General features: G+C 53.2%; 11 protein-coding genes. 7 read left to right on the top strand and 4 right to left on the bottom strand.

From position 1 onward, the window contains the following. Positions 1-81 precede the first annotated feature (81 nt). Positions 82-1,053: a helix-turn-helix transcriptional regulator gene (locus tag ACMXD4_RS05110; protein WP_415880036.1), complete on the bottom strand. Its 972-nt coding sequence runs from the start codon at positions 1,051-1,053 to the stop codon at positions 82-84. A 371-nt stretch (positions 1,054-1,424) separates the two neighbouring features. On the opposite strand from ACMXD4_RS05110, the gene ACMXD4_RS05105 reads away from it, so the two are divergent. From ACMXD4_RS05105 to ACMXD4_RS05090, 4 genes are all read left to right on the top strand, one after another. After that, on the top strand, positions 1,425-2,789 hold the full coding sequence (locus ACMXD4_RS05105; RefSeq protein ID WP_415880035.1) for a cytochrome P450: 1,365 nt from the start codon (positions 1,425-1,427) through the stop codon (positions 2,787-2,789). Positions 2,790-2,871: 82 nt separating this feature from the next. Beyond that, the gene (locus ACMXD4_RS05100) at positions 2,872-3,297 is read left to right on the top strand and encodes a VOC family protein (RefSeq protein ID WP_171696384.1); all 426 of its coding nucleotides are present in this window, start codon (positions 2,872-2,874) and stop codon (positions 3,295-3,297) included. A gap of 120 nt (positions 3,298-3,417) precedes the next feature. Then, entirely contained in the window at positions 3,418-3,867 is a 450-nt protein-coding gene (locus tag ACMXD4_RS05095; RefSeq protein ID WP_165786281.1) for a hypothetical protein, read from the top strand. Positions 3,868-4,136: 269 nt separating this feature from the next. Then, entirely contained in the window at positions 4,137-5,069 is a 933-nt protein-coding gene (locus ACMXD4_RS05090; protein WP_240617990.1) for a hypothetical protein, read from the top strand. A 48-nt stretch (positions 5,070-5,117) separates the two neighbouring features. Here the strand turns inward: ACMXD4_RS05090 and ACMXD4_RS05085 are convergent, their stop codons facing one another. Beyond that, positions 5,118-6,371 (bottom strand): glutamate-5-semialdehyde dehydrogenase, encoded by a 1,254-nt coding sequence (locus ACMXD4_RS05085; RefSeq protein WP_171696385.1) that lies wholly within the window; start codon positions 6,369-6,371, stop codon positions 5,118-5,120. 260 nt (positions 6,372-6,631) lie between these two features. Here ACMXD4_RS05085 and ACMXD4_RS05080 point away from each other — a divergent pair, with 260 nt between their 5' ends. From ACMXD4_RS05080 to rpiA, 3 genes are all read left to right on the top strand, one after another. Further along, entirely contained in the window at positions 6,632-8,860 is a 2,229-nt protein-coding gene (locus tag ACMXD4_RS05080) for a spermidine synthase (protein ID WP_171696386.1), read from the top strand. 8 nt (positions 8,861-8,868) lie between these two features. Beyond that, the gene (lpxD, locus tag ACMXD4_RS05075) at positions 8,869-9,897 is read left to right on the top strand and encodes a UDP-3-O-(3-hydroxymyristoyl)glucosamine N-acyltransferase (RefSeq protein ID WP_033157076.1); all 1,029 of its coding nucleotides are present in this window, start codon (positions 8,869-8,871) and stop codon (positions 9,895-9,897) included. 92 nt (positions 9,898-9,989) lie between these two features. After that, positions 9,990-10,667 (top strand): ribose-5-phosphate isomerase RpiA, encoded by a 678-nt coding sequence (gene rpiA, locus ACMXD4_RS05070; protein WP_171696387.1) that lies wholly within the window; start codon positions 9,990-9,992, stop codon positions 10,665-10,667. A 76-nt stretch (positions 10,668-10,743) separates the two neighbouring features. On the opposite strand, the gene ACMXD4_RS05065 is transcribed toward rpiA, so the two are convergent. Continuing rightward, positions 10,744-11,169, bottom strand: coding sequence for a hypothetical protein (locus tag ACMXD4_RS05065; protein ID WP_171696388.1), 426 nt, complete (start codon positions 11,167-11,169; stop codon positions 10,744-10,746). Positions 11,170-11,216: 47 nt separating this feature from the next. Further along, positions 11,217-11,573: a hypothetical protein gene (locus tag ACMXD4_RS05060; protein ID WP_171696389.1), complete on the bottom strand. Its 357-nt coding sequence runs from the start codon at positions 11,571-11,573 to the stop codon at positions 11,217-11,219. Between the last annotated feature and the right edge of the window lie 35 nt (positions 11,574-11,608).

Genomic DNA, 11,608 nt, shown 5'->3' with positions numbered 1-11,608 from the left:
TGAATCAGGGTAAACGTTTTCTAACATGGCTCGGTCTCAGAACCTGAGGCCGAGATTTTTTTCGTTCAAATATTTTTCAAGTCATCGGTAAACTGCCAGCAGCTTCTCCGCTTTCTGCCTGACCAATTCCCGCAAAAAACCCGGCTCGACCACTTCCACCTCGGCGCCGTATTTCAAAATATCCATCAGTAGCTCTTCGTGACGGTTGAACGGGATGCGCAGTTGGTAGCGGCCGTCGGTTAGCCACTCGGATTCTTGTTGGCTGTGCCAGGTTTCGTCGGCGACCCAGCGGCCGGCTTTGGCGGAGAAATTGAGGATGGCGGTGTGTTTGGGCGTGCCGGCGAAGATGCCGTAGGAGGAGCCAAAATGTTGTTGCAGCGTGGCCGGGTCCAGCAGTTGCGCCGGTTCGCCGCTGGCGGTTGCGGATCTGATGCGGTCCAGCGCAAAGGTACGCGGTTCGTTGCGCTGGTGGCAGTAGGCGTCGAGGTACCAGTTGTCTTTGTACAAGACCAGGTTTTGCGGGGATACCGGCCGTTCGCTGGTTTGGTCGTCGCTGCGGGCGTGATACTGAATAATTAGCCGGTGTTGATTGAACAGGGCTTGGACCAAGGTCAAAAACAAGCCGTCGTTGCGGCTGCGGTAGGCTTGGCTAAGGATTTTGATACGGCCCAGTTGCGGGGTTTTGACGCCCGGCGAGCGGTCCAGCAGTTTTTGCAAATGGTCGCGGAGTTGGCCGATTTCATTTTGCAATAATCCCGGCGCCAGGTTGCCGAGCAGGTGTTGGCAGGCAATCAAGGCTTGCAGTTCTGCGGCGGTGAGCCAGATGCCGGGCAGTTCGAACGGATGGCGCGGGTCGTCGCGGTCGTAGTAGTAACCGCCGGCGCTGCGGTCGCAAACCAGCGGCGCGTTCAAACGGTCGCGCAAGTCGTCCACCAAGCGCTGGCGGGTGGCTTTGGAGCAACCTAGTTCTTTGTCTATTTCCGGTCCGGAAATGGGTGTGCGGCGGCTTTTCAGCAAGCCGTGGAGTTTGACGATTTTGTCGAGGTGATGCATGGCTGAAATCTCTATCCCTGATGATTTGTCGCTAACAGCTTAGACCAGTTTTTCAAGCGTGACCGGGCCGACCTTTACGGGCCGGACTGAGTTTGCCAAAACCTATAAAGCCAGCCTCATGATGACACTTTTACCCGCTAAACTTGGCAAGGTGATGCCTTGTCTTACCAGCCTTGCTTAAGACATGCAAAAACTGCCATTGCCCTTTGGGAGAAGCTGGTGATAATGGGCTCAAAAAAGCTTTAACCTTACTTTACGTTCCTGACTCCAGCCCGCTTGCATATGAGGAAGGCAATTCAACGGCGCCCGCTTAACATGCTGGCCGCGGGCTGAACGCTCGTTAAAACTGCAGTCTATGACCGATTGAAACCATGGAAAACTCGACTTTATTGAACCGTTCGAAAAAAACCTCACTGCCGGAACATTCGGTGCTTTTACCGATGATGCAGTTGATCTGGCGGCCGCTGGCGACGCTGGCCGGAATTCATAAGCAATACGGCGAGCTGGTGTTGGGACGGCTGTTGGGCAGAAATATTCTGTTCGTCTGCGACCCGGAATACATAGAGCAGATTTTCAATCTGGAGGGTAAGGGCCAGTTGAACCGTAATTTTCTCTATGGCGCCAAGAAATCGCTGTTCGGTAACGGCTTGGTCAATAGCGAAAGCCAGGTTTGGAGTAAACAGCGCCGCTTGATGCAACCGTTGTTCACCAAGGACACGGTTAAAAATTATGAGTTGATCATGGTCGAAGAAGCGGCGGCGATGGCGGAAGAGTTGAAAAAGGCGGCGTCCGGCCAAGTTGATTTAAGCACGGCGATTAAGCGGCTGATTCAGCGGATTTTTATCCGCATCCTGCTGGGCAAGTCCGTGGATCAGTTGAGCAACGGCGCGGAGCTGATCAAGGTGATCGAAATCATCTGTCAGGAGTTGCCGGTACAGTTGGGCAGCGAAATTGTGCTTGGCCACCGTTTGAAACGCTTCATCCCGCTAAAATCGAAGCGTTATCTGACCGCCGTGAACTATCTGCAAACCTTTATCGGTGCGGAAATTGCGCAGACGCGGACGAATCCGGGACAAAGTCTGATATCGCAGTTAATGCAAGCCAGCGACCGCAGTACCGGTTACACGATGCCCGACAATTTGCTGCAAGACGAAGCCGTCAATCTGTTTTTCGCCGGCCAGGAAACCACCATCAATACCTTGGTATGGTTTTTTTATTTAACCGGCAGGCACCCGGAGGTGCGCGACAAGATCGCCGCCGAAATCCGCGACTTGCCGACCGAAACCTTAAGCTCCGCGCACTTGGGCCAGCTGAGTTACACCAAAGCCGCGTTGAACGAAACCCTGCGCCTGTATCCGCCCACATCGGCGCTGTCCACGCAAACCGTTCAGGACATAGAGCTGGGCGATTACGCGATTCCCGCCGGCACCATCGTGTTATTGAGCATGCACACCACCCACCATAGCGCCCGGCTTTGGGACAGCCCGGACGCTTTTAATCCCGACAGATTTCTGGAAACCGCGACGCCCGGCGGACACAAATACGCCTTTTTTCCGTTCGGCGGCGGTTTGCATAATTGCATAGGGCGTCATTTTGCCGAGCTGGAAATGCTGTTGGTCATAGCCAGTTTTTTCAAGGCATTTACGTTCGAAACCGACATTTCCGTCAAAGAAGCATTCAGCGTTACGTTGAAACCGGACCGTCCGGTTGTTGGCAGAGTGGAACCAATTGGTTAAGCTTACGGTCTGCGCTGACGGTTATAGCTAGTCGGCGCCGCACTGGCCGACTAGACGGCCTTTTTACGTAACAGGGAGCGTCATGAAACAGACCATTAGTTTTGTCACACTAGGCGTAGCCGATTTGGCTAGAAGCCGGCGTTTTTATAAGGCGCTGGGTTGGCAAGAATCGTCCGGCAGCCAGCAGGAAGTGGCATTCTTTCAGGTGGGGAGCCTGGCATTTGCGTTGTATGGCCGCGAAGCATTAGCAGACGACGCAATGGTATCGGCCGATGGCTCAGGCTTTGCCGGATTTTCGCTGGCTCACAACGTCGCATCGGCAAAAGAAGTTGACGCGACCTTGCTTGAAGCGGTTTCGGCGGGAGGTAAGCTGGTTCGTCCTGGCGAAAAAGCGGCTTGGGGCGGCTTCAGGGGGTATTTTTCCGACCCTGACGGCTTTCTTTGGGAAGTTTGTTTCAATCCTTTTTTTCCAATCGACCAACACGGTTTTGTGCAACTGCCGAACTAAACCAAGATTCCAATACCCCGCCTTGCACTGGCGTTATATCAGTTGCTCGGGCGTTATTGGGCAAAAACTGCAACCATTAATATTCAATAGTGGCCGATAAGGCCGGATAATCACATCAAAATGAAATTTAGAGTTTTTCTGCAAAGACTATCTCATCCTCGCGTTAGAAGACGATTAAAAATTGGCCTGTCCGTTTGGGGCGTGGCTATTGTCATTAGCCTGATTGCCAAACTGGCTTACGATATTGGTTATTTTAAAGCGCAATCGTTAATAAACGATAAAAACTCGGCAACCCCTAATATCACCCAGATACTAACCATAGAATCGGCTCAGCGCATAGTATCCGGAGCTTTAAAAGAAGATCCTGATTATCCAAAGACCATTGTGACGCAGGTTATTGATAACAACCAAAAGCTGGCGACTATTATTGTCGAAAATAATAAGCAAAGAAAAATAGGCTGGATTATCGATATGCGCTTATTTTTTACCGGCGATTTATTTAATGACAACGGCTATAACTTAACCGAATCTATTGAGCATCAGCATAATATTAGTAGAGGCGAAAACTGATTATTAATCCGGCCCAGGCCAGTATCGTCGCTCCCGCGCAGGCGGGAGCACAGTGACTATACCGGATCGCGGCGTGGTCCAAAGGCTCCGGACTGCAAAGTCCTGGTTAATCCATTTGCGCAAAGACCGGTTATCCAAGCCGCCAAACAGGCTGTTGAGAGCCGCCTGACAAACTGCTACCATCGGCGGACAATATCCTCATTGATCTATCTCAGCGCGATATTCTCTTTGCTTCCAAACAAAATCTCAGCGGATTTAAGGACCTAAACATGCCGATTATTGCGTATCAATCCCTTAACTCTAACTCCAGTTCCGAGCACGGTATCAGCGCCTCCAATTCTCAGTACTTCACGAGAATGACACATGAGCATATGGCGCAAAATTCGGCCCCCTGGAATCTGGTTCTGCCGACCGCGCCCGATATTTCGCCGGACATTCCGGTACAAGGTCCGGCCGAACTGCGTTCGACAGCGTCGTCCGGATACATGGATAAAGGCCAACACAGCAACGACAGTTTTTCGAGTATGGTTGCCAATAAGGTCCGGCAAATTTACCAAAACCTGATACGCGCTTTCGGCGGCGCCGATTTACTGGTATGCGGCGAACTGGACAGCAGCCATTCGGACTGGACATCCCTGCATAGTAACGCCGGGCAATTGATTCATACATCCTCGCCTGCCAAGGCTTGTAATTGCTTTAGCGTCCATTCCACTAAAGATGCGGCCAACAAGTTTCTGGGCGAAGGCGACGGTTGGCTGGCGATAGCGTGTTACAACATCATCGTGGTATTCGTACACGTGCCAAATTCCATCGCCAAAGATGAAAATAGCCTGATGAGCTATTACCAAAAAATTAACAGCGTGGTGATTCAAGCCGGACTGGGGCCGATTGACGTGGTAATGGGCGATACGAATCAGCCGACCAACGATTTTACCGCCAGAGTGCTTAGTCGAGCGTTGGGCATCAAATTTAGCGACGCCCACCCCGGTGACAGCATAAATCCCTTCGACTCGCATCAACGCAGCTTTGAAGGCACTAACAGCACGGCCACTAAAAAATACGATGTAGCCGTTTTTAACACCACTAGCCTGAAACTGGCGGAAGTCGTCTACCTCTCACAATCGACGCCGGTGAGCGGCGGCGGCAGATATACAGCGGCTGTTACCGATCACATGGGTATTGGTTTAAGGATAGAAAAATAATCGGCATTTCCTATAGTTACATCGCGGACAGGTCTCTAGCGTTGCTACCTAGCCGCGCAAATGTCCATCCCCATACGCCACCCACTTGTAGGTGGTGAGTTCATCTGGTCCAACCGGGCCGCGGACGTGGAGTTTATCGGTGCTGATACCGACCACCGAACCCAAGCCGTAATCGCCACCGCCCGATAATCTGGTCGAGGCGTTAATCATCACCGACGCCGAATCCACCTGTTCCTCAAACTGCCGAGCCAGGCTTAGGCTTTGCGTGACGATGCCGTCGGTATGGCCGGAACCGTAGCGGTTGATATGGTCTATGGCTTGTTGAATGCCGTCCACGACCTTCACCGACAGTATCGGCGCCAGGTATTCGCTATGCCAGTCTTCTTCCATCGCTGGAACAACACCGGGCAACAGCTTTTGGGTTTGTTCGCAGCCGCGCAGTTCGATGCGGTTTTCGGCAAATGCGGTGTGCAGCAACGGCAACAGTTGTGCGGCGCATGCACTGTCCACCAGCAAGGTTTCCAGTGCGTTACAGACTTGCACACTTTGGCATTTGGAATTGACCGCCAGCGCGACGGCTTGCTCCGGATCGGCATCGGCGGCGAGATACAGGTGGCAAATGCCGTCGTAATGCTTGATGACCGGAATCCGCGTGCCTTCGGCGATGCGCTTGATCAAGCCTTTGCCGCCGCGCGGAATCAGCACGTCGATATATTCGTCCATTTTCAGCAACTCGCCCACCGCTTCGTGGCCGGGGGTGCGGATGATCTGTATCGCATGTTCCGGCAGACCAGCCGCGACCGCGCCGGCTATCATCGCATCGGTGAGTATCGCGTTGGTTTGCAAGGCTTCCGAACCACCGCGCAAAATCACCGCATTACCGCTTTTGATGCACACCCCGGCGGCATCGGTGGTGACGTTGGGGCGCGATTCGTAAATGATGCCGATCACGCCGAGCGGCACCGATTTTTTGTAAACCCGCAGCCCGGCCGGATTGGTATGCCCGGTCAGTATCCGGTTTAACGGGTCCGGCAATTGCGCCACTTTTTTCAGGCGCGACAGCATGTAATCAAAGGTTTTGTCGTCTATCGTCAGGCGCTTGACCATCGCCTCCGACTGCCCTTCGTCGCGGGCTTTGACGATTTCCTGGGCGTTGACCTCCAGCACCTTCTGCCTGACCGAGTCCAGCGCTTCGGCCATTTTCGCCAGTGCCAGATTGCGCGCCGATTCCGAGGCTGATGCTAATTGGCGCGATGCGACGCGGCTTTGTTGGGCGATGGTTTGGATGGAGCAATTAAACATATAGTTTCGGAATGATGGATTTTGAAATACTCGATATTGACTGGATTCATCAGATTTGGGAATAAGCTCGATAGCCCGCTTTTTGATTATCGTCTCTGCCGAATAAGCCGGATTGTCGATTATATAAGAATCGCAAAACTCCGGTTCGGGTCGACTGCAACGTCAACTGCAAAACACTAGCCCAACCTCATCCAAAACCACTTTAAAAGCCAAATGCTTTATCATTGGGCCAGGACACGTACGGAACCCGCATAATTACAATGAATAACACTCCGCAACCCACCGCCAAATCTTTGATTTCTCCCGTTATTTTATTCGCCGCCACCCTGTTTATCAGCGCCACGCTGATGTTCGTGCTGCAACCGATGTTCGGCAAGCTGCTGCTGCCGCTGCTGGGCGGTACTCCGGCGGTGTGGAATACCTGCATGGTGTTTTACCAAACGCTATTGTTTCTAGGCTATTTGTACGCGCATTGGCTGAGTTCGCGGCTGGGCAGCCAACGGCAGATTCAGATTCATACCGCTTTGCTGGTGTTCAGCGTGATTGCATTGCCGGTGGCGCTGCCGGAAAATGCCGCACCGCCCACCGATGGCGATCCGACTTTATGGCTGGTCTGGACGCTATTTCTGGCGATCGGCTTACCGTTCTTCGTGGTCTCCACTACCGCGCCGCTGCTGCAAAAATGGTTTTCGCATAGCGGCCACCACAGCAGCGACGATCCTTATTATTTATATGCCGCCAGCAACGCCGGCAGTTTGCTGGCTTTGTTGAGCTATCCGTTTTTGATCGAGCCGAATCTGGGTTTAGCTAATCAAAGACTGATCTGGAGCGGGGGATATATTGGTTTGTGTGCGTTGATTTTGGTATGCGGGGTTAGTTTCTGGCGCAGCCAAGCCGATAAGGAAGACGACGAAGTGTTAAGCGATGCCGGCATCGAGCCGCCATCGACGTTGCAACAATTGCGCTGGCTGGCACTGGCTTTCGTACCGTCCAGCTTGTTGCTGGGCTTGACCCAATTCATCAGCACCGACATCGCCGCCGTGCCCTTGTTGTGGATCGTGCCGCTGACCCTGTATTTGCTGACCTTCATCCTGGTGTTCAGCACCTGGGCCGAGCGTATCCGCCCCTGGATGTTGGCCGCGCAGCCGGCGGTATTGACGGTGTTTATCGCTTATTCCTTCATCAACCCGGCCACCTTGCCTTATTGGCTGGATTTGATCCTGCACTTGGTCGCATTCTTTCTGGCGGTGATGGTGTGCCACGGCGAATTGGCCAAAAGCCGGCCGCACCCGCAATATCTGACTCGCTTTTATCTGGTGATGTCGTTTGCCGGCATGCTGGGCGGTTTGTTCAATACCTTCGTCGCGCCGTTTATCTTTAATGCGGTGTACGAATATCCGATCATGATCGCCGCCGCCTTGCTGCTCCGTCCGGGTTTTTTCAACGGCCGTTGGTTTTTGCAACCGATTTTTCCAGTGTTGGTACTGATTACAGGCCTGACGATTTATTTCACTACCCAGCAGTTGTTCGATTATCTGGACTTGATCGGCGGCGCGCTGATTCTGTTGGCCGGCTTGAGCTATTCGCTACGGCATAGCCCCATCGGTTTGGGCGCATTGACCGGGGTGATTTTGTTGTTCACGCTGGGCTTGCACAGCATGGCCTCCAACACCATTTACCAGGAGCGCAGCTTCTTCGGCGTGATGTCGGTGCGCGACACCGTCATCCCCGATGAAAACCAACGGCCGGAAACCGTCCGCGAGCTTTATCACGGCACCACCAAACACGGCGCGCAACGGCTGACCGCCGCCAACGTCACTACGCCATTAACCTACTACAGCCGTCCCGGCCCCATCGGCCAGCTGTTTGCGGAATTTGACGGCGAAAACCAACACTGGCACATCGGCGCGGTAGGTTTAGGCGCCGGCGCGCTGGCGTGTTACACCAAGGAAGGCCAATTGTGGAAATTCTATGAAATCGATCCACTGGTGGTGGAAGTCGCGCAAAACCCGGCCTGGTTTACCTACCTAAGCCGCTGCAACAAGCAGGCGGAAATGATCGTCGGCGATGCCCGGCAATCCTTGCTGAAGGAAGCCGATGGCAGCTTCGATTTATTGATCATGGACGCCTTCAGCTCGGATGCCGTACCCACGCATCTGCTGACGCGCGAGGCTTTGCAGCTATACTTTAGCAAGCTGAAAGACAACGGTTTACTGGCTTTTCATATCACCAACCGCCATCTGGCCTTGAAAAAAGTCATGGCCGACCATGTCAACCAATTGCATTTGGCGGCCCTGTTGCAGGAATTTAAACCGGAAACCGATGTCCCTCTGGTCATCGCTACCGACTGGGTAGTGATTGCGAAACAGCCCGAGCGCCTGCAACGCTTGCAGCAAAGCCGGCTCGGGCATTGGCAGAAACTGCCGCTGACGTTCGGTCTGCAGCCTTGGACCGACGACTTCACTCATATTATTGGCATTTGGAAATAGGATAGGACATGCTCATTACGGATCTTGCCCAACGTTGCGGCGCCACCGCCCAGGGCGGCGACTCGACCACTTTTATTAATTCTGCGGCCGACATCATGTCAGCCACCCCTCATCAAGTCACCGTGCTTAGCGACGGTAAATACAAAAAATATTTGAAAGACTCCAAGGCTTCGGCCTGCTTTATCGCCGAGCAATTGCTTGATGGCGAGATTCCGGAAAATCTGACCTTGTTGGTCTGCAAAGACCCGGAAATCAGCTTTTTAAATGCGGTAAAACTGCTGCATCCGGAACCGGTTTTTAAACGCCAGGTGTCTGAGCACGCGGTATTGGCTGAAACATCGACTTTGGGTTTTGACGTACATGTCGGGCCGTTCGCTACCGTGGGCCAACAAAGCAGCATCGGCGACAGCAGCACTATCGAGGCCGGCGCCCGCATCGGCAATCATGTGATGATAGGCAAGCACTGCCATATCCACCCCAACGCGGTGATCTACGATCACAGCATCATCGGTAACAACGTGATTATTCACGCCGGCGCGGTAATCGGTGCCGACGGCTTTGGCTATAAATTCCGAGACAATCAGCATGTGAAAGTGCCGCATGTCGGTCATGTGGAAATTGCCGATAACGTCGAAATCGGCGCCAACACCTGCATCGACCGCGGCGCGCTGGGCGCTACCAAAATCGGCTGGGGTAGCAAAATCGACAATCTGGTGCAACTGGGGCATAACAATATCGTCGGCCGCAACGTGATTATCTGCGGCCAGTCCGGCATCTCCGGCTCTTGCACCATCGAAGACGGCGCGATTCTAGCCGGCAGCACCGGCGTGGCGGACCACGTGAAGATCGGTGCGCGGGCAGTCGTGATGGCCCGCAGCGGCATCTCCGGCGACATCGACCCCGGCGCGCAGGTGTTCGGCAGCCCGGCCAAGGATCGTAAGGTGGCCTGGAAAGAATTGGCCGCTTTGGCCAAATTGCCGGAGTTGCTGCAAAAATTTAAGGCGCTGGAAGCTCGGGTGCTCAAACTGGAAGAGTAAGCAGGTTTGTAGGCGCGCTTTAAATCGCCCAAAGCGCATCAATTCGCCCCTACAACTTGGCATATTTCTATACCACTCAACAGGACAGAATCATGAACGACAAACAGCGGGTCGCGGAACACGCGGTACAACATGTCAAACCGGGCATGATAGTGGGACTGGGCACCGGTTCCACCGCCAATTTTTTCATCGAAGCGCTGGCGCGTCGGCAAAATGAGGAAGGCCTGCAGTTCAAGGTGGTTTCCAGCTCGGTAGTCAGCGCCAATAAAGCCAAACAACTGGGCTTGTCCTTACTCGGCATCGAACATATCGACGGCTTGGATTTATATGTGGATGGCGCTGACGAAGTAAGCCCAGACCTGACTTTGCTGAAAGGCCGCGGTTACGACCTGGTGCGAGAAAAATTGTTGGCCAAGGCTGCCGACCAGTTTCTGGTGTTGATTGATGCCAGCAAGAAAGTCAAACGCATCGGCGAGAATTTTCCGATTCCTATCGAAGTCAGCCCATTTGCCTGGCGACTGGTGCAACACAGTGTTGCGGCGATTGGCGGCCACGGTTCGTTGCGGCAAACCGCCAATCAGGATGGCCTGGTAGTTACCTCGCACGGCAGCCTGGTATTGGACGTGGCGTTCGAACCCAATCCGGACGGTAAAACCCTGAACGAGCAACTGAATGCGATTCCGGGCATAATCGAACACGGCATTTTCTGCGGCCTGACCCACGCAGTATTTTGCGGTCAAGACGGCCTGATTGAAGAGCAGTGGGCTTAGTGCCTGCGAGCTGACAACAGCCACCCCAAGCAATCCCGCCGAATAGGTAAATTCTCACCCATTCGGCGGTTTACCCTCACGTTACGAAATAAAACGTCAAACTAAAAACCCCGGTTGCCGTGGAAATCAGCCGCACTTTATTCAGCAAAGGCAGCGACAGCCAGTAATAATGGCATTCGGTTTTTCGGCGTTCCCAAGTCAACCGCAAACACTCGACACACTTCCGGCACAGGCGCGGCATAAGCCGCCATAAGCCGTACAACAACAAACCGGCGATCAATAACAGAATATAGAACGTGACGATCTGGCTACCGTGCCGGGAGGTATGAAATAGGTGTTCAACCGTGTGCTCTATGCCTAGCTCGAACCATTCGTACAGAAAATGCAGTAGCTCGAAACACAGATGCAGCACATTCAGAAACAAATCAATCACCATGTCATACATGGCGATAGATAGCGCGATCAGCCCCACGATAACCAAGTCAAGATGCTCTTTAATCATCTCAATTCTCCAGGATTTAGATTCGAAGACACGTGAAAACAGGCTGGTTAGCGCTCTTCCATGGCCATCTGCCTGTGGTATTCCGCCATTTGCCGGCTTTCTTTAGCTGCCATCTCCAAATCTCTGACCATCGCGTCAGCACGCGCCTTCAAATCCTGAATGCGTTTTCCATACTTCCAGGGTTTGGCTATATATTGATCCAGCATTTCCCGCTCTTCCTGGGCATCCGCATCCAGCGTTTTAGCCACATCTTCGTAATGATCCGCAAGACGTATATGCGCATCTCGGGTATCAGCGGTCTGTACCGCTTTTGCCCAACTTTGCGGTTTAGGGCCAGACTCTGTCGCACAGGCAGACAGCAATCCAGCGGCAATCAGTAGCGATGCTAAGTGTTTAGTTTTCATTGATGGTCTCCTTTCTTATTATTTGTGATCACAAT

Source organism: Methylomonas sp. TEB, assembly GCF_047777895.1.
GTDB lineage: Bacteria > Pseudomonadota > Gammaproteobacteria > Methylococcales > Methylomonadaceae > Methylomonas.
This window is presented reverse-complemented; position numbering and strand designations above follow the sequence as displayed.